Source organism: Erwinia sp. V71 (assembly GCF_965644245.1).
GTDB lineage: Bacteria > Pseudomonadota > Gammaproteobacteria > Enterobacterales > Enterobacteriaceae > Erwinia.
This window is the reverse complement of the sequence record NZ_CBFFRK010000007.1, coordinates 16,870-39,281: the sequence shown is the minus strand read 5'-3', so window position 1 is coordinate 39,281 and position 22,412 is coordinate 16,870. Positions and strand designations below refer to the sequence as shown.

The window sequence follows — 22,412 nt, the reverse complement described above, 5'->3', positions numbered from 1 at the left end:
TGAACCCGGATAACAGTGATGAAGATTATCAATAAATTTGAACGGAACCTGGCGCAGAAAATAATCAATCAATATGGAGAGTGAAATGTCAGTCCCTTTGCTTTTGACCATTCTCGCAGGCGCCGCCACCTTCATTGGCGCACTGCTGGGCGTGATCGGCCAGAAACCGTCCAACCGTTTACTGGCGTTTTCCCTCGGCTTTGCCGCAGGTATTATGTTGCTGATTTCACTGATGGAAATGTTACCTGCCGCACTGCATACCACCGGGATGCCACCGATGCTCGGCTATGGCATGTTTATACTGGGTCTGCTGGGTTATTTTGCGCTGGATCGCCTGGTGCCACATCAGCATCCGCAGGATCTGATGAGCCTCAAGAACCCGCCACACAACCTGAGACGTACCGCGATCCTGCTGACACTGGGTATCAGCCTGCACAACTTTCCGGAAGGCATCGCCACCTTTGTGACCGCCAGCAGTGACTTTGAGCTGGGTTTAGGCATCGCACTGGCGGTTGCGCTGCACAATATTCCTGAAGGACTGGCCGTCGCCGGGCCAATGTATGCCGCGACCGGTTCCAAAACGAAAGCCATTTTCTGGGCCTGTGCGTCCGGTATGGCGGAGATCCTCGGCGGTCTGCTGGCCTTCCTGCTGTTCGGGCCGATGGTCTCACCGGTCGTCATGGCGGCCATTATGGCGGCGGTGGCCGGTATTATGGTGGCGTTGTCTGTCGACGAGCTGATGCCACTGGCAAAAGAGATCGATCCACATAACAACCCCAGCTACGGCGTACTCTGCGGGATGACAGTTATGGGGTTTAGCCTGGCCCTGTTGCAAAGCACAGGTGCAGGTTAACGGGCAACAAAAAGGCCGGGCAATTGCCCGGCCTCTGTTATTACGCGTGCGCGTGCCAGTTAACGGCTACGGCGATACGCGATCAAATCTTCGATGGTCACGACAGGCATGTTGTGCTGTTTAGCAAACACAATCGCTTCCGGCGCATGAGCCATAGAACCATCATCATTGGTCAGCTCACACAGTACGCTGACAGGTTTCAGACCGGCCAGAGTGACTAAATCGATGCCCGCTTCGGTATGACCGCCACGAGACAGCACACCGCCAGGATGAGCGCGCAGTGGGAATACATGGCCAGGGCGGTTCAGATCGGAAGGTTTCGCATCATCAGCAATCGCGGTGCGGATAGTGGTGATACGGTCCTGAGCAGATACCCCGGTGGTGACGCCTTTTGCCGCTTCAATGGTCACGGTAAAGCCAGTGCCGTAAGAACTGGTGTTGTTCTCCACCATCATCGGCAGATCCAGCTGCTGGCGACGATCTTCCGTCAGACACAGGCAGACAATACCGCTGCCGTGACGAATCGTCAGGGACATTTGTTCGACGGTCATGGTTTCTGCGGCGAAGATCATATCACCTTCGTTTTCACGATTTTCATCGTCCAGCACCATAATACCGCGTCCGTCACGCAGTGCTTCGATTGCACGTTCTACACGCTGTTCCGGCGTGCCAAATTCAGAAAGTAGCGTCTGATTCATGGTAAAAAAACCTTTATAAATTTATGGGTTACCAGAATCAGGGCGATCTTGAGGAGTGTCATACAATGACAATAAGGATAACGCGAGACGAGCCGAAGCCCGACTGAAGCCGTTACTCTCTCCCATCCGGACTCTAACCGTCGGCCCCGGAATTACACCGGATCTGCTGACCTTCTGGCCGGGTGGCCGGAAGCGCTCGCGGGCTTTCAGCCGAAGCTGATTTACCGCCGGTGGGGAATTTCGCCCCGCCCTGAGAATAAGCATGCTCACTATAGCGCCAATAAAAAAACAGAGCAACGAACAAAAACGGCAAAGCAATGTGCATTGTCAGGCAATCGCGTTTTCAGGTTTTCAGGTTTAACCTTTTGCTTTCTGGGTTTACACTTAGCAGATACAAGTTCTGAACCGGGAAACCACCATGATCGACACGAAAAAAATTGAACAACTTGCGCGTCAGGTTCATGAATCTCTGCCAAAAGGGATTCGTGATCTGGGCGAAGACGTTGAAAAGAAAATCCGTCAGACACTGCAGGCGCAGTTAACCCGTATGGATCTGGTCAATCGCGAAGAGTTTGACGTGCAAACCCAGGTGCTGCTGCGCACGCGTGAAAAGCTGGCGGCGCTGGAGCAACGTCTGGCCGCACTGGAAAGCCGTGCGCCGGAAGCGGCAGTAAAAGAAGTCATTCAGACGGAAGATCCGCAGTAATGACATCAGGGACGGGTTACCCCGTCCCTGTCAGGTTCAGGCCTTGTCGCCGCGAATACTCTTGATGATATTGGTAGTAGAAATACCATCTTCGAAATTCAGTACCCGCACATCACCACCGTTCGCCCACACTTCTTTGCTCCCGGCGATATCTTCCGGCTTATAATCACCGCCTTTTACCAGCAGATCCGGCAGCACTTCAGCGATTAAACGTTGAGGCGTATCCTCTTCAAACGACACGACCCAGTCCACGGCTTCCAGCGCACCCAGCACGATCATGCGGTTGATCAGCGGGTTCACCGGACGGCTTTCGCCTTTCAGGCGTTTAGTGGAAGCATCACTGTTCACCGCCACAATCAGACGGTCGCCCAGCTTACGCGCATTAGAAAGATAAGAGACGTGACCGGCATGCAGAATGTCGAAACAACCGTTGGTCATCACCACTTTCTCACCGCGTTTACGCGCCTGTGCGACCGCCTCTTTCAGCTGCGCTTCGTTCATCACGCCAAAGCCGGTTTCCGGACGAGCGCGAATGGCATTTTCCAGTTCTACGGTGCTGACAGTAGACGTCCCCAGTTTGCCCACCACGACACCCGCCGCAGCGTTAGCCATAAAGCAGGCTTCTTCCAGCGAATCCCCTGCCGCCAGCGTCGCCGCCAGCACACCAATCACCGTATCGCCAGCACCGGTCACATCGAACACTTCCTGCGCCTGAGTCGGCAGGTGCAGCGGCGCTTTACCCGGCTGCAGCAGCGTCATCCCATTTTCTGAACGGGTGACCAGTAATGCGGACAGGTCGAAATCGGCAATCAGTTTCATGCCGCGCTCAACAATCTGCGCTTCATCCTTACATTTACCCACCACCGCCTCAAATTCTGAGAGGTTTGGTGTCAGCAGGGTCGCACCGCGATAACGCGCAAAATCGGTGCCTTTCGGATCGACCAGCACCGGTACGCCTGCAGCGCGCGCCAGGGTGATCATGGTTTCCACGCTGGCCAGTGCGCCTTTGGCGTAGTCAGACAGCACCAGCGCGCCAATTTTCGGTAACGCCACTGTGATGCGATCGTGCAGCGGCTGTGCGTCCACGCCGTCAAATCCCTCTTCAAAATCGAGGCGAATCAGCTGCTGGTTACGCGACAGGATACGTAATTTGGTGATGGTCGGGTGAGTCGGCACCGCCACAAAGTCACACTGTACATTGACGTTGTTCAGCGTGGCGCTCAGCGCACGCGCTGCATCATCCAGACCGGTCAGGCCTACCAGGCGTGATTCAGCACCCAGCGAAGCAATGTTCATCGCCACGTTAGCTGCGCCACCCGGGCGCTCTTCCACATTGTCAACCTTGACGACCGGGACTGGCGCTTCCGGTGAGATACGGCTGGTTGGGCCATACCAGTAGCGATCCAACATCACATCGCCAACCACCAGCACTGCTGCACGGTTAAAATCGGGCAGTGATACTTTCATTCCTGATACTCCAGACTGCGGAAAAATATTGCGCGGGATGATACCACAGCCCGCGAGATAACACTTAAGACTCTAGCCAGCGCTGCCAGCTGCTGCTCACTTGCGTACGCACAGCGGCAAAGGCGTCATCCTCAACGTGCCCCGGCAATTCCTGCAACGCCAGATGATGCAGTTCATCGCGCAATGTGACATAGGCGGCAGTCAGCGCCTGGGTTTCTGCTTCATCCATGCGGTCATGGTTCGCCAGCAGTTCGAGAATGCGCACATTATCCGACCAGCGCGTCAGCTTCGGTTCCTGCGCGGCATAGCGCAGCACCAGATACTGCGTAATAAATTCGATATCGGTAATACCACCGGCATCAGCTTTGATATCCCAGCGTCCTTTATGTTTATTACCCAGATGCGCCCGCATTTTCTCACGCATTTCACGCACTTCGGTTTGCAGTTGCTGCGGCTCACGCGGCAGGCAGAGAATACCGCGGCGAATATCGTCAAAACGGCGGCTAAGCTCCGGAGCACCATAGACAATCCGCGCCCGTACCAGCGCCTGATGCTCCCAGGTCCAGGCTTCATTGCGCTGGTAATCATCGAACGCCTCGAAGGTACTGACCAGCATCCCGGCCGCGCCAGACGGACGCAGACGCGCATCGACTTCATACAGAATGCCGGAGGAGGTACGGGTGCTGAACAGATGCATAATGCGCTGCGCCAGCCGCAGGTAGAACTGGCGGCCATCAATGCTGCGCTCACCGTCAGTCACCGCGTCCGCCGGGCAGTCGTGCAGGAACACCAGGTCGAGATCCGAGCTGTATCCCAGTTCCCAGCCCCCCAGCTTGCCGTACCCCACCACCGCAAACCCACGTTCGCCCTCATGGGTAAGATGTGACGGCTGACCATAGCGCTGCACCATCATGTGCCACGCCTGCTGTACGACGGATTCGATAATCGCTTCCGCCAGCCAGGTCAGATGATCACTGACTTTCATCACCGGCAGCGTTTCCGCGATATCGGCAGCAGCAATACGCAGATGCTGTGCCTGTTTAAACTGACGCAGCGCTTCCAGTTGCTGCTCCTCATCCCCTTCGGGCACACGCAACAGATACTGGCGCAGCTCATCACGATAGGCATCGGTGGCGGTCGGCTGATAGAGCGTGGCTGGGTCAAGCAGCTCATCCAGCAGCAGCGGATGACGCGCCAGCTGGCTGGCGATCATGGGGGAAGCAGCGCAAAGGCGGATCAGATGACGTAACGCGCCATGGAACTCAGTCAGCAATTCCAGATAGGTACTGCGCGTCACCACACCCAGCAGCAACGGCGTTAAGCGGCTGAGCGTGATGGCGGCGTCATCGCGCGGGCACACTTCACTGAGCAAACGCGGCATTAGCTGATCCAGCGCCAGACGACCGCGCGGCCCGATGGTACGTTTATCTACATCATGGCGAAATTCGGTGATCTCGCGCAGCAGACTGTGGCGCGCCAAATCGTCCAGATGCGGCACCAGTGGCGCTAACTCCGTCTCTTCCAGCGCATCCTGCCACAGCACACCGTAACCGGAAGTATCCTGCTGATCATGCTCATCAGGTGAATCATCACCAATTAACTCGTCAAAAATCGCGCGGATCGCCGCCATATGTCGATCCAGCTGCAGATGCAGCGCCTGCCAGTCAGCAAAACCCATCGCCCATGCCAGTCGCGCACGATTCAGTTCATCCGCTGGCAATGTCTGGGTCTGTTCGTCGGCAATACTTTGCAGCAGATTTTCCAGACGACGCAAAAACAGATAGCCATCATGCAACTGGCTGGTCTGTTCTGACGTTAACAGATGCAATTCCGCAATCGACTGCAGCGTTGGCAGCAGGGAACGCAGCTGTAGCGAGCGCTCACGTCCGCCACGGATTAACTGGAATACCTGGACAATAAATTCGGTTTCACGAATACCGCCCGCGCCCAGCTTAATATTGTCGGTCAGACCGCGGCGGCGCACTTCACGCGCAATCATGCTTTTCATATTACGCAGTGACTGAATCACGCTGAAATCGATATAACGCCGGAAGACAAACGGACGCAGCATCTGATGCAGTTCCTGGCTCCAGCGATCGTCTCCTGCGCCCATCAGCCGCGCTTTCACCATCGCATAGCGCTCCCAGTCGCGCCCCTGCTCCTGGTAATAATCCTCCAGCGCAGCAAAGCTCAGCACCAGCGGCCCGCTATCGCCAAATGGCCGCAGGCGCATATCCACGCGATAAACAAAACCATCAACCGTCGGCTGGTCGAGCACTTTAATCAGTCGCTGGCCCAGCCGGGTAAAGAACTGCGCGTTATCCAGTTCACGGCGGCCACCTCGCGTCACGCCATTTTCCGGCCAGCAGAAGATCAGGTCGATATCAGAAGAGAAGTTCAGCTCTCCGCCGCCCAGTTTCCCCATGCCGAGAATCAACAGCGGCTGTGCTTCACCTTCCGCATTGCAGGGTGTGCCGAAATCGCGGCAGCAGGCCTGATACAGCCAGTCGCGCGCCGCCACAATCAGCGTCTCCGCCAGCACGCTAAGCTGCTGCAGCGACTGCTCCGTGGTGGCGGTTGCCAGGGTTTGCATCCAGGCAATACGCACCAGCATATGACGGCGGAACAGGCGCAGCTCACGCATCAGGCTGTTTTCGTCACTGGTTGCAGCCAGCTGCGCACTCAGCCACGTGCCGTAGTGTTGCCATTCATCTGCCACTGGTGCCGACTGTTGCAGCTGTTGCCACCACTCCGGATGCTGGGCAAGGTTGTCGGTGACAAATTCACTGAACGCCATCACCGCCTGCTGCGGCGCGCTCAGAGCACCGAGCGGTGATGCCAGACGCCCGGCGGATTTTTCGGCTTGCGCCAGCAGCAGTGCCGGCAACGGTGCTAACAACGAAGGCAACATACACACTCCCTGATCGATGCTGATGAGTGGTGGCAAACCATGATTATTCGCTTTCTGCGCGCGTTTTACTGCCACTGTTTAGCCAGAATGCTGGCTGTTTCAATGATTTACGGCACCAGGTATCCAGCCAGCTCTGCTGCTGATCGCGGATGGCCTGCTGCAGCTGCTGCCAGTTTTCCAGCCAGGCATCTACTGCCTGCACATCGTAAGAGCCAGATAACAAACGTACCGCAATCAACTGGCGCGACAGACGCGTCGCTTTATCCTGATATTCATTGTTCTGATGAATGCGGGAAAACGTCTCACGCAGATCGGCGCCAATCCGGCCGAGCATAATATCCGCAAAGCGTTTAAACGATCCCTGCAGCCGGGCATCGGCTTTGGCATCGATAAACTGCCGCCAGTGTTCGGTGACCAGCCAGTGAGTAAGTGCTAACTGGGTAGTCAGTGAAACCGGGCTGTAACAAAGCTGCTGCGCATCTGTTTCAGCCTCTGCCAGCGTCTCTTCCAGCGCAGTCAGATGCTGGCGTAATTCACTGTTCGCTTTACGCGGCACCAGCGCACCAAACAGGGAAAATGCCTCGCGTACGGTATCCAGCGCTTCCTGTACCCCACCCTGCGCCGCCGCATCACCCCGCAGCCACAGCTCTTCGTGGTATTGCCACTGGTTCAGCGCCAGCAGCAGCGCAGCGCGCATGCCCTCTTCCACCGTCGCTTTCGCCTTCAGACGCATCACCGGCAGCGGGCGCAATGCCTGCTGCGGTTTACCCTGCGCCAGCGCATAACCCCGCGCAGCTTTGCTCAGACTGCCCAGACGAAGTCCGCCGTTATGCGCCAGTTCGGCGGCAAAGGCCAGCAAATCGTCGCGATCGCCTATTTTCAGCTCCAGTTCAATCTCATGCAGCGGCTCACTCAGTTCAACCGCACTGACTTCTCCCTGATCAAACGCCACTTCGATTTCACTGTTCTGATAGCTCACCAGCCACTTCTCACGCTGGAAATGGGTGCTGAACAGAGGACGCAGTTGCTGCTGCAGCGCCGCCACATCACACTCAGCAGGCCAGATTTCCGCGGGTAACAACTGAATATCCAGTTCCGGTTTTGTCAGGTCGACATTGTATTCCGGGCGCTGATGCAGCCCGCCGACGGTTTGTCCGGCGGTTTTTAATGTCATCTCATAGTGTTCGCCAAAACCACGAATACGCAGGCCCATATCCCAGCGGCGCAGCTGGTTATCGGGGGTTTCAAAGTAGATATTGGTCAGCACCACTGCTGGCGTGTGCTGATGCGGCCATACCGCGAGTTGTGCAGTAAGTTTTGCCGCGGCTTCCGGCTTCACAATGAACTTTAATTCAATTTCGATGGTCATATTTTCTTATTCAGATACTCGCTGGCACAGGCAGCGGACATTTAGCGAAAGATTAAGTGTGAAGAGTAATGCAGAAAAAGCGCTGCTGTCTCGGCTTTCTTCTATTTTCGCGAGCGCATTAGCAGCCGGATGAGAACAGGAAAGTTCCCATTCAGATTTTTGCGGCGTCTCTCCAGACTGTGCCATTTACTGTTCCCGGAACTGAGACAAACACGACATCTAATGAAGAAATCATCGCTCCCTTGCCTGCTGTTACTCACCTGCACCGTTGCCTTCTCCGCTCATGCCGAAGAGAAGCGCTACATTTCCGATGAACTGTCAACCTGGGTACGCAGTGGCCCGGGTAATGATTACCGTCTGATCGGCACCGTCAATGCGGGTGAAGAAGTCACCCTGTTGCAGAGCAATGAGAACAGCAAATATGGCCAGATCCGCGATGCTAATGGCCGCACCACCTGGATACCGCTGGCGCAGCTCAGTGACCAGCCCAGCCTGCGCACCCGCGTACCGGAACTGGAAAAACAGGTGAATGATCTGACCGCCAAACTGAACAATATCGACAACAGCTGGAACCAGCGCACTGCGGATATGCAGAAGAAAGTGGCGGGCAGCGACAGTGCGATCAGCGCACTGCAGGAAGAGAACCAGAAGCTGAAAAATGAGCTGATCGTGGCACAGAAAAAAGTGAGTGCCGCCAATGTGCAGCTGGATGACAAGCAGCGTACCATCATTATGCAGTGGTTTATGTATGGCGGCGGTGTGGCAGGCGTGGGACTGCTGCTGGGTCTGTTGCTGCCACATATGATCCCACGCCGCAAAAAAAACGATCTCTGGATGAGCTGATCGCTCAGGCGGCGTGAACAGCCCTCGTCTGCTGGCAGCATCAAGTTGCTGGCAACGCTGCCGATGATCCCGTTACGGTGGCGGCAGCACATTTCTCGTTTCACCCGCCTGTAACGTTACCCCGCATAGGGCATTTCCGATGCCCTTTTTGTTGTGCACGTTATTTATGCGACAATTATTCTCATTGACGTAAATTTCCCGCAGTTGTGGAGAGTAGTGAGTGAAGACGTATCTTGTCGGCGGCGCAGTGCGCGATAGCCTGCTGAAGTTGCCGATCAAAGACAAAGACTGGGTGGTGGTCGGCACCACGCCAGAAAGCATGCTGGCGCAGGGCTATCAACAGGTAGGACGCGACTTCCCGGTTTTCCTGCACCCGCACAGCCGCGAAGAGTATGCGCTGGCGCGTACCGAGCGTAAATCGGGCAAAGGTTACACCGGTTTTGTCACCGATTTTGCCGCCGATGTCACGCTGGAACAGGATCTGCTGCGCCGCGACCTGACCATCAACGCCATTGCGCGTGATGAAGAGAGTGGCGAGATTATCGATCCTTACAATGGCCGTGCAGATCTCGAACAACGCCTGCTGCGCCATGTTTCCGCCGCTTTTAATGAAGATCCGCTGCGCGTGTTGCGCGTGGCGCGTTTTGCCGCGCGCTTTGCTCATCTTGGTTTTCGCATCGCTGATGAAACCATGCAGCTGATGCAACAAATGGTCGCCAGCGGTGAACTGGCGGAATTAACCGCCGAACGGGTATGGAAAGAGACGGAAAACGCGCTGAAATCGGCGAATCCGCAGGTTTACTTCCAGGTGCTGCGCGACTGCCAGGCGCTGGCGGTGCTGTTCCCGGAAATCGATAATCTGTATGGCGTACCCGCTCCGGCAAAATGGCATCCGGAAATCGACAGCGGCGTACATACCCTGATGACCCTGGCGATTGCGGCTCAGCTCAGCCCGGAAGTGGATATTCGTTTTGCCACGCTGTGCCATGACGTTGGTAAAGCACTGACGCCGCCGGAGAAATGGCCCAGCCATCACGGCCACGGACTGGCGGGCGTCCCGCTGGTTGCCGGGCTGTGCCAGCGACTGCGCATCCCTAACTCGGCGCGCGATCTGGCGCTGCTGGTCGCGGAGTTTCACGATCTGGTACATGGCATCCAGCAGCATTCCGCCACGACACTGATCCAGCTGTTTGATCGCCTTGATGCCTGGCGCAAGCCGCAACGCGTGGAGCAAATCGCCTTAACCAGCGAAGCGGATGCGCGTGGACGTGCTGGCTTCGAAAGCAATCCTTATCCGCAGGGCGATTATCTGCGTGAAGCGTTCCGTATTGCGTCTGGTGTTGCGACAAAAGCGGTGGTGGAAGCGGGCTTTAGCGGTCCGGCGGTGCGGGAAGAGTTAACGCGCCGCAGAATCGCGGCGCTGGATGCCTGGCGCGGTCAGAAATAGTCATCAGAGGCCAGCATTGCTGGCCTCTGTGTTTTACAGCACAAACACGGCATAGACCGCTGCCGCCACAATAAAGCGGTAGATGGCGAACGGAATAAACGAAATACGTTTGATGATCTGCAGGAAGGTTTTGATCGCAATCAGCGCCACGATAAAGGCGGTGACAAAACCGACGGCAAACATCGGGAAATCCGCCATGCTCAGGAAGCCCCAGCTCTTGTACAGGTCAAGAACCGTTGCGCCCATCATCATCGGCACGGCAAGGATAAAGGAGAACTCGGAAGCCGCATAACGGCTGACGCCCATCAGCATACCGCCGGAAATGGTCGCGCCCGAACGGGAGAAGCCCGGCCACAATGCCAGACACTGGAAACAACCGATCATAAAGGCCTGGCGATAGGTGATATCGTCAATCCCTTCTGCTTTTGGTTTTTTCGGCTTCAGCAACTCCGCCGCCAGCAGCAGCACACCACCGACAACCAGCGCATACATCACGTTGACCGGATTAAACAGCGATTTGATTTGATCGTGCAGCACCAGACCAATCACCACCGCCGGGATCATCCCCAGCAGAATATGAATCAGCGTCAGGTGGCCACTGCCCGTCCCTTCATGTTTCACTTCACCGAAACGAATGCCAATCAGGCCAAACAGGCGACGCCAGAACATCACCACCACGGCCAGAATCGAACCCAGCTGGATAACCACTTCAAAGGTTTCCGCTTTATTACCTTCAAATCCCAGCAGATGGCCGACAATGATCATATGACCGGTGGACGAAACGGGAAGAAACTCAGTTAGCCCCTCGACAATGCCCAGGATGACCGCCACCCAAAGCTGATGAATATCTGCCATCAAGAATCCTCTAACCTCAATGTTAAACCGCTAAAAGGCGGACGTTTTATACGTAACCGCCAGAAAAATAGTCAATAACGGGCTTTTGACACACCATAATGTGGTTTGGTTTCATTGTGATGGCAATCACATTGGATTTATTTCGGATTAGTCCCGCGTTCAATAATTACGCCGACCTGCGCCGCCTGCGCCACAGCCCCCGGCTTACTCACTTTGATACGCACCCACGGAGAAGGGAAACGCGTCATAAGTAAGGTCGCCACCTCTTCCGCCACCCGCTCCACCAGTGCGAATTTCCCTTCGCCAACATGCGCGATAATCGCTTCTGATACATCGGCGTAGCTCAGGCAGTCATTCACATCATCACTGGCCGCCGCGTTACGGTTGTCCCACGCCATTTCGACATCGAACACTAATTTCTGCTGAATGGTCTGTTCCCAGTCGTAAACACCAATGGTGGTGATCACGCTAAGCTGCTCAATAAATACGATATCCATGGGATCGATTTCCTGTTTTTACACCAGCCGGATACCACTTCCGGCCGTTTATGCGTATTATCCACAGATGATGAGAAGAAAACGACCCTTACGAAACGGAACGGTGTTATGAGTGCAATCGCGCTTGGTATGATCATTTTCGCGTATCTGTGCGGCTCCATTTCCAGCGCAATTTTGGTTTGTCGTCTCACAGGTTTACCCGATCCCCGTCAGAGTGGTTCCGGCAATCCCGGTGCCACCAATGTGCTGCGTATTGGCGGCAAAGGCGCGGCCGCAGCAGTGCTGGTGTTTGATGTACTGAAAGGCATGTTGCCCGTCTGGCTGGCGTATTACCTCGGCATTTCCCCGGTTTATCTCGGACTCACGGCCATTGCCGCCTGTCTCGGCCATATCTACCCGGTTTTCTTCCGCTTTAAAGGGGGAAAAGGTGTCGCAACAGCGTTTGGCGCGATTGCACCGATTGGCTGGGATTTGACCGGACTGATGACCGGCACCTGGCTGCTGACGGTGCTGCTGAGCGGCTACTCATCGCTGGGGGCGATTGTCAGCGCCCTGATTGCACCCTTTTATGTCTGGTGGTTTAAACCTCAGTTCACCTTTCCGGTGGCGATGCTCTCCTGCCTGATCCTGCTGCGTCATCATGACAATATCCAGCGCCTGTGGCGTGGCCAGGAAACCCGTTTGTGGAAGAGAAAAGGCAAGAAAAAACAGGAAGGATAAAGTGGCAAGGCTGCTCCAGATCCGCGGAGTGACCACGGCGCGGTGAAGCCGCGCCATCGCCGCGTTTCCCCTGAACATCTGACCAGTTCGCAGCCTGTCAGGGGAAATGTTGTGCCGTGATCAGATTGCCGGCAATTCTGCCAGCGGCCAGCGCGGCCGCACGGTAACACTTAATTCACCGCGTGTACCGCCTTTCAGCCGCACCATACCTGCGTAGGCAATCATCGCACCATTATCGGTGCAGAACTCCGGACGGGCATAAAAAACTTCGCCGCCACGCGCCTGCATCATTGTCGCCAGCTGGCTGCGCAGAGTACGGTTCGCACTAACACCACCGGCAATCACTAGCCGCTTAAAGCCGGTATGATCCAGGGCACGACGGCATTTGATCGCCAGCGTATCCACCACCGCATCTTCAAAAGCACGCGCGATATCCGCATGGGTTTGCGCATCATCGTCATTTTCACGGATGGTGTTGGCTGCAAACGTCTTCAGCCCGGAGAAACTAAAATCCATTCCCGGACGATCGGTCATCGGACGCGGGAAGGTGAAACGTCTAGCCTGCCCCTGCTGCGCCATTTTCGACAACAGCGGCCCGCCAGGATAATCCAGCCCCAGCAGTTTCGCGGTTTTATCGAAGGCTTCGCCAGCGGCATCATCAATAGATTCGCCCAGCAGCGTATATTCACCGATGCCCGTCACGCTAATCAGCTGGGTATGACCACCAGAGACCAGCAGTGCCACGAACGGAAATTCGGGTGGATTTTCTTCCAGCATCGGCGCCAGCAGATGCCCTTCCATATGGTGTACAGGAACAGCAGGTACGCCCCACGCGAAAGCCAGCGCGCGTCCTACCGTTGCGCCAACCAGCAACGCGCCGACTAGGCCAGGACCTGCGGTATAGGCGACGCCATCGATATCTTGCGCAGATAAGCCTGCCTGCTTTAACGCCGCCTGAATCAGCGGTACGGTCTTACGTACATGATCGCGCGACGCCAGTTCCGGCACCACACCACCGTAATCCGCATGCAGTTTTACCTGACTATACAGTTGGTTAGCCAGCAGGCCGCTGACATCGTCATAAATCGCGATGCCAGTTTCATCGCAGGATGTTTCAATACCCAGTACACGCATCTGTTGTTTACCTCTTTATCGCGGCGCGCAGTTTACCATAAGCACCGCGGCCCCGGCGCTTATTTTGCCGACGAATCGGTGAGAGTGCCGCCAAAAACGGAAAATAGTTTCCCGCCGGGAAATTGATTGATGTATAATCAGCCCCCTGAAAAAAACCGGCAGCCGCACAGGCGGCATCTGTTGGTTACATTAGCTCATGGTGCTTTACAACACGGGTCGTGTTGGAGTAAAATTCCGCACCATTTTGAAATGAGCTGGCGCTGACGCCAGCAGCAAATACCGAATTTATCGAGGTGAGAGTTACATGCCGGTAATTAAAGTACGTGAAAACGAGCCGTTCGACGTAGCACTGCGTCGCTTCAAGCGTTCTTGTGAGAAAGCAGGCGTTCTGGCTGAAGTTCGTCGTCGTGAGTTTTATGAAAAACCAACGACCGAGCGTAAGCGCGCTAAAGCTTCTGCAGTGAAACGCCACGCGAAGAAACTGGCTCGCGAAAACGCACGCCGCACTCGTCTGTACTAATTTCTTCGGAGGGTAACCTCCATCGCGTATTACACGCAGACAGAGTCATATAAGAGGCCGTGCTTTCCGAAAGGAAGCGCGGCTTGTTCTCGTTTATGAGCTGAACCAATTCACAGGCGGAACAATCGGGGCTTATGGCTGGACGTATACCACGCGTTTTTATCAATGACCTGCTGGCTCGCACGGACATCGTCGACCTGATCGATGTGCGCGTAAAGCTCAAAAAGCAGGGAAAGAACTACCATGCGTGTTGTCCTTTCCATAACGAAAAAACTCCGTCCTTCACCGTAAACGGTGAAAAACAGTTTTACCACTGCTTTGGCTGTGGCGCACACGGCAATGCTATCGATTTCCTGATGAACTATGACCGTCTGGAATTTGTCGAAAGCATTGAAGAGCTTGCCACCCAGCATGGACTGGAAGTGCCCTATGAAGCGGGCAGCGGCCCTAGCCAGCTGGAGCGTCATCAGCGGCAAAGCCTGTACCAGTTAATGGAAGGTCTGAGCGCGTTCTATCAGCAGTCACTGCCAGAGGCAAATGCCGCGCCGGCACGTGATTATCTGGCACAACGTGGACTGAGTGCAGACGTCATTAAGCATTTTGCCATTGGCTTTGCCCCACCAGGCTGGGACAACGTGCTGAAACGCTTTGGTCGTGAGCCGGAAAACCGCCAGTCGCTGATCGATGCCGGCATGCTGGTGACCAATGATAAAGGTCGCAGTTACGACCGCTTCCGTGAACGCGTGATGTTTCCGATTCACGATAAACGCGGGCGCGTAATTGGCTTTGGTGGACGAGTGTTGGGCGAGGGTACGCCAAAATACCTGAACTCACCGGAAACCGAGATTTTCCATAAAGGCCGCCAGTTGTATGGCCTGTACGAAGCGCAAAAAAACCATCCAGAGCCTGCACGTTTGCTGGTTGTGGAAGGTTATATGGATGTGGTGGCGCTGGCGCAATTTGGTATCGACTATGCTGTGGCATCGCTCGGCACCTCGACAACCGCCGACCATATTCAACTTCTTTTTCGCTCGACCGATAACGTAATTTGTTGTTATGACGGCGATCGCGCGGGTCGCGAAGCTGCCTGGCGTGCATTAGAGACCGCGCTGCCTTACATGAGCGACGGTCGTCAGCTACGCTTTATGTTTCTGCCTGACGGCGAAGACCCGGATACGCTGGTGCGTAAAGAGGGTAAAGCGGCGTTTGAAGCGCGGATGGAGCAGGCAACACCGCTCTCCGGCTTCCTGTTTGACACTCTGCTGCCGCAGGTGGATCTGTCGTCACCAGATGGCCGTGCGCGCCTGAGTGCGCTGGCGCTGCCGCTGATTAGCCAGGTACCAGGAGAGACGCTGCGCATTTACCTGCGCCAGGCTCTGGGCCAGAAGCTGGGTATCTTTGATGACAGCCAGCTGGAAAAGCTGTTGCCGAAGAAAGTGGAAGGTGAGACACCGCCGCAGGCGCCACAGCTAAAACGCACAACCATGCGTATACTTATTGGACTGCTGGTGCAGAACCCGCATCTTGCTGCGATGGTGCCATCGTTGCAGGGGCTGGAGCAGTCAAAGATGGCAGGCTTGCCGCTTTTTGTGGAGTTAGTAAATACTTGCACAGCGCACCCTGGCCTGACCACCGGACAGCTACTAGAGTTATATCGCGGCACAAATTTTAGCCAGCACCTTGAAACCCTGGCAACGTGGAACCACATGATCGTAGATGATGAAGTGGAAACCATGTTTCAGGACTCGCTGGCGAGTATGTATAACTCGGCCTTAGAGCAGCGGGTAGAAGAGCTTATTGCTCGCGACCGCACGCAGGGCCTGAGCGCAGAAGAGCGCCGCGAACTGTGGTCACTCAACCAGGCGCTGGCGCGGAAGTAACGAATTACGTGCCCGATAAGCACTAAAGACAACGAAATTCAGGCGTAACCGGCGCAGCCAGTTTGGGCACGGCCAGCGCGCAACAACCGGAGCGTACTAAAGTACGTGAGGATTGTGAGCACTGCCCGGGCCCAAAATGGCAAGTAAGGTAGCCTGAAACATAGAACACGAGCGGCTTAAGTGCCGATTTATAGCTCGGGCCCAGCGCCCGGCAGCCGCCACGAGGGCAGCGGCAATAATCTAAAAGCCTTCAACTGTTATTGTTGGCTGCATGGCCGACCGACACCAATCTTACTTAACAGAAGTGTGGATACCGTCTTATGGAGCAAAACCCGCAGTCACAGCTTAAGCTTCTTGTCACCCGTGGTAAGGAGCAGGGCTTTTTGACCTATGCTGAGGTCAATGACCATCTGCCGGAAGATATCGTCGACTCCGATCAGATCGAAGACATCATCCAAATGATCAACGACATGGGTATTCAGGTGGTAGAAGAAGCCCCTGATGCCGATGATCTGATGCTGAACGAAAACAGTTCCGATACCGACGAAGATGCTGCAGAAGCGGCTGCTCAGGTGCTGTCCAGCGTAGAATCTGAAATCGGACGCACCACGGACCCGGTACGCATGTATATGCGTGAAATGGGTACCGTAGAGCTGCTGACACGCGAAGGCGAAATCGACATCGCCAAGCGCATCGAAGATGGTATCAACCAGGTACAGTGCTCCGTTGCCGAATACCCGGAAGCGATTACTTATCTGCTTGAGCAGTATGACCGCGTTGAAGCAGGCGAAGCACGCCTGTCTGACCTGATCACCGGCTTCGTCGATCCGAACGCCGAGGAAGATCTCGCCCCTACGGCAACACACGTCGGCTCTGAGCTTTCTGAAGAAGATCGCGATGATGACGAAGATGAAGACGACGACAGCGACAGCTCCGACGATGACAACAGCATCGACCCGGAACTGGCGCGCGAGAAATTCACTGAGCTGCGTAATCAGTATGAAATCACGCGCACAGTGATCAAATCCAACGGCCGCAGCCACGCGAAAGCCACGGCTGAGATCCAGAACCTGTCTGACGTGTTCAAGCAGTTCCGTCTGGTGCCGAAGCAGTTCGACTTCCTCGTCAACAGCATGCGCGACATGATGGATCGCGTGCGCACGCAAGAACGCATCATCATGAAGCTGTGCGTTGAGCAGTGCAAAATGCCGAAGAAGAACTTCATCACCCTGTTCACCGGCAACGAAACCAGCGAAACCTGGTTCAACGCCGCACTGGCAATGAACAAGCCGTGGTCAGAAAAACTGCATGATGTGACGGAAGACGTTCAGCGCAGCCTGCAGAAACTGGGACAGATTGAAGATGAAACCGGCCTGACCATTGAGCAGGTAAAAGACATCAACCGTCGCATGTCTATCGGCGAAGCGAAAGCGCGTCGTGCGAAGAAAGAGATGGTGGAAGCTAACCTGCGTCTGGTGATTTCTATCGCCAAGAAATACACCAACCGTGGTCTGCAGTTCCTCGATCTGATCCAGGAAGGCAACATCGGTCTGATGAAAGCGGTAGATAAGTTTGAATATCGCCGTGGTTATAAGTTCTCAACGTATGCCACCTGGTGGATCCGTCAGGCTATCACCCGTTCTATCGCCGACCAGGCGCGTACCATCCGTATTCCGGTGCATATGATTGAGACGATTAACAAGCTCAACCGTATTTCGCGCCAGATGCTGCAGGAGATGGGCCGCGAGCCGACGCCGGAAGAGCTGGCCGAACGCATGCTGATGCCGGAAGATAAAATCCGCAAGGTGCTGAAAATCGCTAAAGAGCCGATCTCCATGGAGACGCCAATTGGTGATGATGAAGATTCACATCTGGGCGACTTTATCGAAGACACCACGCTGGAGCTGCCGCTGGATTCCGCAACGTCTGAAAGCCTGCGTTCCGCGACACACGACGTGCTGGCAGGCCTGACCGCGCGTGAAGCGAAAGTGCTGCGTATGCGTTTCGGTATCGATATGAATACCGACCACACGCTGGAAGAAGTCGGCAAGCAGTTTGACGTGACCCGTGAACGTATTCGTCAGATTGAAGCGAAGGCGCTGCGTAAACTGCGTCATCCAAGCCGCTCTGAAGTGCTGCGCAGCTTCCTCGACGATTAATCGTGCGCTGAAGCGTTAAAAAAAACCCCGGTTTACCGGGGTTTTTTATTGCCTGCTAAACAACTTATCTTATTGAGTATTCTGCTGAAAAACCGATCCAGTCATTATTACAGACGCAGGATTATCAGAATTCCCGCGGATGCCAGCGCGGAAAAACAGTGCCAGGATGGGAACCCATTTCCTTTCCGCCTGCGCCAGAAAGAGGTTACGAATGAAAAACATCGTCGCCCGAGCCAAAACCGTTCTGGATTTACTGCACTATGCGCTGCGCCATAACAGCACCCCGCTATTGAGTTATAACCCGCAACAGGAAGACGATCTTAATATCGTCAGTGACGATATCAGGCGCGCGATCATTCCGAAAAAGATATGGATGTACTGGGAAGGTAACAACATTCCGGACTATATCCGCCTGATGGTGGAACGGATAAGCAGCCAGAATCCGGATCATCAGCTTACTCTGCTTAACGAACACAGCCTCAGTGACTACATCACACCGCTGAACTTTACCGCCCACGACATTCCGCTTGCCAATAAATCCGATATTATCCGCCTGGAAATTCTGAAAGCACATGGCGGGATCTGGATTGATGCCTCCACCCTGTTCTGGCAGGACCTGTCGTGGGTGCACCAGCGCCAGCAGCAGGGATGCTACGACCTGATTGGCTTTTATCGTGATGTCTCCACCATTAACCGCCACTACCCGGTAATTGAAAGCTGGTTTCTCTGTGCGCCAGCGGCCAATCCGTTCATTACCCGCTGGCTGGAGATTCTGACGCCACTGAAAGCGCTGGGCGCGCGCGAATACTATCGCATGATGCTGGCACGTGATGACTACGCTGACATCGCGCAGAAGATACATAAACCCGATTATCTGCTGGTGTATCTGGCGCAACAGATTGCTCTGCGCCAGCTAAGCCACGTCAATCTGTATGTTAAGCGCAGTGAAGCCAATGCGTTTATGTATCAGGAACGCACAGACTGGGATGCGTGGCAGCTGGCCCGCTATTTATGCCTGAATCATTCCCCTGCTACGCCACCGCCACTGATTAAATTAAACAGCGCCAATCGCCGCGCCATTGAAGTCATCATGCGGCTAAAACTGCTGAATAAAAAAAGCATTATTGGCGATTTATACTCGCCGCATTGACCACGCTTACAAACCGCGCAGCGCCAGGGCGGTATCCAGCTCTTTGTAGGCCTCGACCATCTTCTCCTGCGGGGCGCGATTCAGGCCACTGGGATTGGGCAGCACCCAGACCTCCGTTGCGCCAATAGTGATCGCCTGTCTGCCCCACTCCACTTTGCTCTGGCGGAATGCGCGTTTAAAGGCCTCTTTGCCCAGTACCGCCAGTGCCTCGGGCTGGTACTGTACCATCTTCTCAATCAGCAACTTGCCGCCTTCACGTAACTCCAGTGCCGACACTTCGTTCGCCTGTACCGTCGGACGCTCCACCAGCATGGTGATGCCGCAGCGCGTATCCAGCAGTTTCAGCTCCTGTTCCGGCTTCAGCTGGATATCAGTAAACCCGGCCTGCCAGATAGTCTTCCAGAAGCGGTTGCCGGGATGAGCAAAATGATAACCCGTATGCGCCGAGGATTTCCCCGGATTGATGCCACAAAACACCACACGCAGGCCCGGGGCCAGAATATCGCTGATCGGATTAGTCTCGCTATCGCTCATGGTTTCTCTCAGTTAAGGAGCTGGCAGCAACTGCAGACGCTGTTTCAGACTATGCCGGGAAATCGCCAGTATCTGCGCCGCACGTGCATCATCCGGGCAGGCGCGCGCCAGTGACATGGCGCCAATCATCTCCGCCAGCGCAGACATCGCCAGCGTCTCCGCATCGTCCTGCCCGCGCTGTTGCAGACGCGAGCAAATTAACTGATGCAACCCCTGCACACCCTGATCAAACCGCGCCCGCGCTTCCTGTGGCAGACGCGCCGCCTCACCGGACAGTGCCGGTAATGGACAGTTCTGTTCCGGGGCATTGCGCACCGTATCGGAAAGATAGGCATCGATAAAATCGCACAGTGCAGTTTGCGCATCAGGTTCATGCAGAATCGTCGCCAGCGATGTCAGTGACTGTTCAAAGATATGGTTAAGCGTCTGCACCACCAGATCATCGCGCGAACTGAAGTGGGCATAAAAACCGCCGTGTGTTAACCCGGCGCGCTTCATCAGCGTCGCGACGCCAATGCCTTCCGTACCCAGCACGCGCATCGCACTGGCTGCTTCATCAAGAATGCGCAGTCGGGTTCGCGCTTTGTGGCTCAGGTTATCCATCTTACTCTCCGGCTCAGTAACGCCCGCGTGATAGTTTATGGCTATTATCATAATTATGATAAACGTCATATTCAAACCCGTCAGCCTGTTGACTGTTTATATGATGATCGTCATATTTAGAGACAACCAAATGATGACCATCATATTCAGAAGTTCACTATGTCTCATACAACCCAGACCGCACTGATTACCGGTGCATCAGCAGGTATCGGCGCCACCTATGCCGAACGCCTGGCGCAACGTGGTTACAACTTAATCCTGGTGGCACGCGATGCTGCACGACTGGAAGCGCTGGCGGCACGGCTGAGCAGCGATTTCGGCGTACAGGTGGAGGTGTTACCCGCGGATCTCACCAATGAAACAGACATCACTCGCATCGTCCATCGCTTACAGGAAGATACCCAAATCACCCTGCTGCTGAATAATGCCGGAATGAGCGTTAATGGTGAGTTTCTGGCGGCGGATATCGATAGCATCACCACCATGCTGACGCTGAATATTACCGCGCCGACGCGTCTTGCCCATGCAGCAGGTAACAGTTTCAGGGCGCGTGGTCAGGGAACAATTATCAATGTCGCATCCGTGCTGGCATTGATGCATGAAAGGTCAAATGGTGCGTATAACGCCAGTAAATCGTTTGTGCTGACCCTGACGCGCGCACTGGAAAGAGAACTACAGCCAGACGGGGTACGGGTGCAGGCGGTATTACCGGGCCTGACCCGCACTGAGATCTTTGCGCGTTCCGGCGCGTCACTCGATGGCGTACCACCGCAGATGGTGATGGAAGTGGGCGATATGGTGGACGCCAGCCTGGCGGGTCTCGACCAGGGAGAAAGCGTCACCATCCCGTCGCTGGAGGATATGGTGCAGTGGCAGCAGTATGACGAGGCGCGTGCGCTGATGATCCCCGGACTGTCGCGCAATCAGCCCGCATCACGTTATCAGCGCTGACAGACGCCGGGATTAAAACCTTGTGATTCAGAGACTTTGCAATGCGCTGAAGTTGCTGAAAAAAAAGGCAACTGAATGCGTATTGCTGGATTGGATTACAGAGTTACTTTATAATCCCGCACCGCAGGCCCCTTAGCTCAGTGGTTAGAGCAGGCGACTCATAATCGCTTGGTCGCTGGTTCAAGTCCAGCAGGGGCCACCAAATTTATGTTGAGAAACATAGAATTAAGCCACCTTCTGACAGGTGGCTTTTTTGTTGGCTCTTTCTCATCCCGCTGACTTCCCGGCAACAGAGACACACCTCGTCGGCACTCTGCCACCAGGAAGAGAGACAACTACGCCAGTACCGTTGCCTGGCATTGAGTCTGCAATCGTGCCCAGTCAGGATTCCCGGCGGCAGCGCTGTCACTGATGATCACGTCAATTTCAGGTAGCGTAGCGTATACCACGCGACTGGCGAGCCCGATTTTGCTGCTATCGGCCAGAATAATACTGGTTTTCGCGTTTCTCACCATAGCAGCAGCTATCGCCGCCTCGTGGTGAGCAAAACTACTGGCACCACAGCTGCTGGCGATGCCCACAGGAGAAAGCAGCGCAACATCCGCCCGGTAACGCAGCAGCTCCGCAATAGTGAAATCGCCACAGGTGAACTGAGCGGAAGCGCTCATCTGTCCGCCCAGTATAATCACATCATGCGATACAGCACTTTCAGGTGTGGTGAGCCTGAGCGCCACATCCAGGCTATTCGTAATCACAGTCATGCCAGACATGGAGAGTAACTCTTGCGCCAGCAATGACGTGGTACTGCCCGCATCAATAAACAGCGTCTGCCCCGCGGTTAACTGATGGACTGCACTGCGGGCAATCGCCTGTTTCTCTTTTTCACGTACCTGGTTACGCACAGACAGTGGCGGCTCAGGTTCAGATGAAGGGGCAACAATCCCGCCATGAACGCGCCGTAGCGCGCCCATCGCCTCCAGTTTTAATATGTCACGCCGTACCGTTTCTCTTGAAACACCAAGATGCTGACTGACCTGCTCACTGCTCACCCGGTTCAGGCTCGACAGCAAAGCACGTATCCGGTGTAAACGGCTCTCTTCTAGCATGAATACCAG

General features: G+C 55.1%; 21 protein-coding genes, 1 tRNA gene and 1 riboswitch. Of the genes, 11 read left to right on the top strand and 11 right to left on the bottom strand.

Annotation, left to right across the window (positions count from 1 at the left end):
• Positions 1-85: 85 nt before the first annotated feature.
• A complete protein-coding gene (gene zupT, locus ACSZO1_RS02835; protein ID WP_437609320.1) occupies positions 86-853 on the top strand; it encodes a zinc transporter ZupT in 768 nt (255 codons plus the stop codon).
• A 59-nt stretch (positions 854-912) separates the two neighbouring features.
• Here the strand turns inward: zupT and ribB are convergent, their stop codons facing one another.
• On the bottom strand, positions 913-1,551 hold the full coding sequence (gene ribB / locus ACSZO1_RS02830) for a 3,4-dihydroxy-2-butanone-4-phosphate synthase (RefSeq protein ID WP_437609318.1): 639 nt from the start codon (positions 1,549-1,551) through the stop codon (positions 913-915).
• 110 nt (positions 1,552-1,661) lie between these two features.
• Positions 1,662-1,813: riboswitch (FMN riboswitch) on the bottom strand.
• Between the two features lie 156 nt (positions 1,814-1,969).
• Between ribB and ubiK the strand changes: the two genes are divergently transcribed.
• Positions 1,970-2,257 (top strand): ubiquinone biosynthesis accessory factor UbiK, encoded by a 288-nt coding sequence (gene ubiK / locus ACSZO1_RS02825; protein WP_437609316.1) that lies wholly within the window; start codon positions 1,970-1,972, stop codon positions 2,255-2,257.
• A gap of 36 nt (positions 2,258-2,293) precedes the next feature.
• On the opposite strand, the gene hldE is transcribed toward ubiK, so the two are convergent.
• The 4 genes from hldE to ACSZO1_RS02805 all read right to left on the bottom strand — a co-directional run bounded on the left by hldE (position 2,294) and on the right by ACSZO1_RS02805 (position 8,190).
• Positions 2,294-3,724 carry a bifunctional D-glycero-beta-D-manno-heptose-7-phosphate kinase/D-glycero-beta-D-manno-heptose 1-phosphate adenylyltransferase HldE gene (gene hldE, locus ACSZO1_RS02820; RefSeq protein ID WP_437609314.1) on the bottom strand — a complete coding sequence of 477 codons (1,431 nt, stop codon included), beginning with the start codon at positions 3,722-3,724 and terminating at the stop codon, positions 2,294-2,296.
• A gap of 64 nt (positions 3,725-3,788) precedes the next feature.
• Positions 3,789-6,635 (bottom strand): bifunctional [glutamate--ammonia ligase]-adenylyl-L-tyrosine phosphorylase/[glutamate--ammonia-ligase] adenylyltransferase, encoded by a 2,847-nt coding sequence (gene glnE, locus ACSZO1_RS02815; protein ID WP_437609312.1) that lies wholly within the window; start codon positions 6,633-6,635, stop codon positions 3,789-3,791.
• 43 nt (positions 6,636-6,678) lie between these two features.
• Positions 6,679-8,004 carry a CYTH domain-containing protein gene (locus ACSZO1_RS02810; protein WP_437609310.1) on the bottom strand — a complete coding sequence of 442 codons (1,326 nt, stop codon included), beginning with the start codon at positions 8,002-8,004 and terminating at the stop codon, positions 6,679-6,681.
• Between the two features lie 6 nt (positions 8,005-8,010).
• On the bottom strand, positions 8,011-8,190 hold the full coding sequence (locus ACSZO1_RS02805; protein WP_437609308.1) for a hypothetical protein: 180 nt from the start codon (positions 8,188-8,190) through the stop codon (positions 8,011-8,013).
• Positions 8,191-8,226: 36 nt separating this feature from the next.
• Between ACSZO1_RS02805 and ACSZO1_RS02800 the strand changes: the two genes are divergently transcribed.
• Positions 8,227-8,847, top strand: coding sequence for a TIGR04211 family SH3 domain-containing protein (locus ACSZO1_RS02800; RefSeq protein WP_437609307.1), 621 nt, complete (start codon positions 8,227-8,229; stop codon positions 8,845-8,847).
• 220 nt (positions 8,848-9,067) lie between these two features.
• Entirely contained in the window at positions 9,068-10,294 is a 1,227-nt protein-coding gene (locus ACSZO1_RS02795; protein WP_437609305.1) for a multifunctional CCA addition/repair protein, read from the top strand.
• Between the two features lie 33 nt (positions 10,295-10,327).
• Here ACSZO1_RS02795 and bacA read toward each other — a convergent pair whose 3' ends face one another.
• Both bacA and folB read right to left on the bottom strand, forming a co-directional pair.
• Positions 10,328-11,149, bottom strand: coding sequence for an undecaprenyl-diphosphate phosphatase (gene bacA / locus ACSZO1_RS02790; protein ID WP_437609303.1), 822 nt, complete (start codon positions 11,147-11,149; stop codon positions 10,328-10,330).
• Between the two features lie 137 nt (positions 11,150-11,286).
• Positions 11,287-11,646, bottom strand: a complete 360-nt coding sequence (folB, locus tag ACSZO1_RS02785) for a bifunctional dihydroneopterin aldolase/7,8-dihydroneopterin epimerase (RefSeq protein WP_437609301.1) — start codon at positions 11,644-11,646, stop codon at positions 11,287-11,289.
• Positions 11,647-11,754: 108 nt separating this feature from the next.
• On the opposite strand from folB, the gene plsY reads away from it, so the two are divergent.
• Positions 11,755-12,366 (top strand): glycerol-3-phosphate 1-O-acyltransferase PlsY, encoded by a 612-nt coding sequence (gene plsY / locus ACSZO1_RS02780; RefSeq protein ID WP_437609299.1) that lies wholly within the window; start codon positions 11,755-11,757, stop codon positions 12,364-12,366.
• Between the two features lie 120 nt (positions 12,367-12,486).
• Here plsY and tsaD read toward each other — a convergent pair whose 3' ends face one another.
• Complete coding sequence (tsaD, locus tag ACSZO1_RS02775) at positions 12,487-13,500, bottom strand: tRNA (adenosine(37)-N6)-threonylcarbamoyltransferase complex transferase subunit TsaD (protein WP_437609297.1); 1,014 nt, start codon at positions 13,498-13,500, stop codon at positions 12,487-12,489.
• Between the two features lie 304 nt (positions 13,501-13,804).
• Between tsaD and rpsU the strand changes: the two genes are divergently transcribed.
• From rpsU to ACSZO1_RS02755, 4 genes are all read left to right on the top strand, one after another.
• Complete coding sequence (gene rpsU, locus ACSZO1_RS02770; protein ID WP_001144069.1) at positions 13,805-14,020, top strand: 30S ribosomal protein S21; 216 nt, start codon at positions 13,805-13,807, stop codon at positions 14,018-14,020.
• A gap of 134 nt (positions 14,021-14,154) precedes the next feature.
• Complete coding sequence (dnaG, locus tag ACSZO1_RS02765; protein ID WP_437609295.1) at positions 14,155-15,900, top strand: DNA primase; 1,746 nt, start codon at positions 14,155-14,157, stop codon at positions 15,898-15,900.
• A gap of 320 nt (positions 15,901-16,220) precedes the next feature.
• Positions 16,221-18,059 carry an RNA polymerase sigma factor RpoD gene (gene rpoD, locus ACSZO1_RS02760; protein WP_437609293.1) on the top strand — a complete coding sequence of 613 codons (1,839 nt, stop codon included), beginning with the start codon at positions 16,221-16,223 and terminating at the stop codon, positions 18,057-18,059.
• Between the two features lie 211 nt (positions 18,060-18,270).
• On the top strand, positions 18,271-19,209 hold the full coding sequence (locus ACSZO1_RS02755; protein ID WP_437609291.1) for a glycosyltransferase family 32 protein: 939 nt from the start codon (positions 18,271-18,273) through the stop codon (positions 19,207-19,209).
• A 6-nt stretch (positions 19,210-19,215) separates the two neighbouring features.
• On the opposite strand, the gene mug is transcribed toward ACSZO1_RS02755, so the two are convergent.
• Together mug and ACSZO1_RS02745 are read right to left on the bottom strand one after the other, a co-directional pair.
• Positions 19,216-19,743, bottom strand: coding sequence for a G/U mismatch-specific DNA glycosylase (gene mug, locus ACSZO1_RS02750; protein ID WP_437609290.1), 528 nt, complete (start codon positions 19,741-19,743; stop codon positions 19,216-19,218).
• A 12-nt stretch (positions 19,744-19,755) separates the two neighbouring features.
• Complete coding sequence (locus tag ACSZO1_RS02745; protein ID WP_437609288.1) at positions 19,756-20,346, bottom strand: TetR/AcrR family transcriptional regulator; 591 nt, start codon at positions 20,344-20,346, stop codon at positions 19,756-19,758.
• Positions 20,347-20,505: 159 nt separating this feature from the next.
• Between ACSZO1_RS02745 and ACSZO1_RS02740 the strand changes: the two genes are divergently transcribed.
• Positions 20,506-21,297 (top strand): SDR family NAD(P)-dependent oxidoreductase, encoded by a 792-nt coding sequence (locus ACSZO1_RS02740; RefSeq protein WP_437609286.1) that lies wholly within the window; start codon positions 20,506-20,508, stop codon positions 21,295-21,297.
• A 126-nt stretch (positions 21,298-21,423) separates the two neighbouring features.
• Positions 21,424-21,499, top strand: a tRNA-Ile gene (locus ACSZO1_RS02735).
• 133 nt (positions 21,500-21,632) lie between these two features.
• Here the strand turns inward: ACSZO1_RS02735 and ACSZO1_RS02730 are convergent.
• A complete protein-coding gene (locus tag ACSZO1_RS02730; protein WP_437609284.1) occupies positions 21,633-22,403 on the bottom strand; it encodes a DeoR/GlpR family DNA-binding transcription regulator in 771 nt (256 codons plus the stop codon).
• Positions 22,404-22,412: the final 9 nt, after the last annotated feature.

What these genes read in the sequence shown, in the direction of transcription:
- ACSZO1_RS02800 (WP_437609307.1), top strand. Translation starts at nt 8,227, where the DNA reads ATGAAGAAATCATCGCTCCCTTGCCTGCTGTTACTCACCTGCACCGTT.
- folB (WP_437609301.1), bottom strand. Translation starts at nt 11,646, where the DNA reads ATGGATATCGTATTTATTGAGCAGCTTAGCGTGATCACCACCATTGGT.
- ACSZO1_RS02740 (WP_437609286.1), top strand. Translation starts at nt 20,506, where the DNA reads ATGTCTCATACAACCCAGACCGCACTGATTACCGGTGCATCAGCAGGT.
- mug (WP_437609290.1), bottom strand. Translation starts at nt 19,743, where the DNA reads ATGAGCGATAGCGAGACTAATCCGATCAGCGATATTCTGGCCCCGGGC.
- ACSZO1_RS02805 (WP_437609308.1), bottom strand. Translation starts at nt 8,190, where the DNA reads ATGGCACAGTCTGGAGAGACGCCGCAAAAATCTGAATGGGAACTTTCC.
- zupT (WP_437609320.1), top strand. Translation starts at nt 86, where the DNA reads ATGTCAGTCCCTTTGCTTTTGACCATTCTCGCAGGCGCCGCCACCTTC.
- ubiK (WP_437609316.1), top strand. Translation starts at nt 1,970, where the DNA reads ATGATCGACACGAAAAAAATTGAACAACTTGCGCGTCAGGTTCATGAA.
- hldE (WP_437609314.1), bottom strand. Translation starts at nt 3,724, where the DNA reads ATGAAAGTATCACTGCCCGATTTTAACCGTGCAGCAGTGCTGGTGGTT.
- ribB (WP_437609318.1), bottom strand. Translation starts at nt 1,551, where the DNA reads ATGAATCAGACGCTACTTTCTGAATTTGGCACGCCGGAACAGCGTGTA.
- dnaG (WP_437609295.1), top strand. Translation starts at nt 14,155, where the DNA reads ATGGCTGGACGTATACCACGCGTTTTTATCAATGACCTGCTGGCTCGC.
- ACSZO1_RS02730 (WP_437609284.1), bottom strand. Translation starts at nt 22,403, where the DNA reads ATGCTAGAAGAGAGCCGTTTACACCGGATACGTGCTTTGCTGTCGAGC.
- plsY (WP_437609299.1), top strand. Translation starts at nt 11,755, where the DNA reads ATGAGTGCAATCGCGCTTGGTATGATCATTTTCGCGTATCTGTGCGGC.
- tsaD (WP_437609297.1), bottom strand. Translation starts at nt 13,500, where the DNA reads ATGCGTGTACTGGGTATTGAAACATCCTGCGATGAAACTGGCATCGCG.
- rpoD (WP_437609293.1), top strand. Translation starts at nt 16,221, where the DNA reads ATGGAGCAAAACCCGCAGTCACAGCTTAAGCTTCTTGTCACCCGTGGT.
- rpsU (WP_001144069.1), top strand. Translation starts at nt 13,805, where the DNA reads ATGCCGGTAATTAAAGTACGTGAAAACGAGCCGTTCGACGTAGCACTG.
- ACSZO1_RS02810 (WP_437609310.1), bottom strand. Translation starts at nt 8,004, where the DNA reads ATGACCATCGAAATTGAATTAAAGTTCATTGTGAAGCCGGAAGCCGCG.
- glnE (WP_437609312.1), bottom strand. Translation starts at nt 6,635, where the DNA reads ATGTTGCCTTCGTTGTTAGCACCGTTGCCGGCACTGCTGCTGGCGCAA.
- ACSZO1_RS02755 (WP_437609291.1), top strand. Translation starts at nt 18,271, where the DNA reads ATGAAAAACATCGTCGCCCGAGCCAAAACCGTTCTGGATTTACTGCAC.
- ACSZO1_RS02745 (WP_437609288.1), bottom strand. Translation starts at nt 20,346, where the DNA reads ATGGATAACCTGAGCCACAAAGCGCGAACCCGACTGCGCATTCTTGAT.
- bacA (WP_437609303.1), bottom strand. Translation starts at nt 11,149, where the DNA reads ATGGCAGATATTCATCAGCTTTGGGTGGCGGTCATCCTGGGCATTGTC.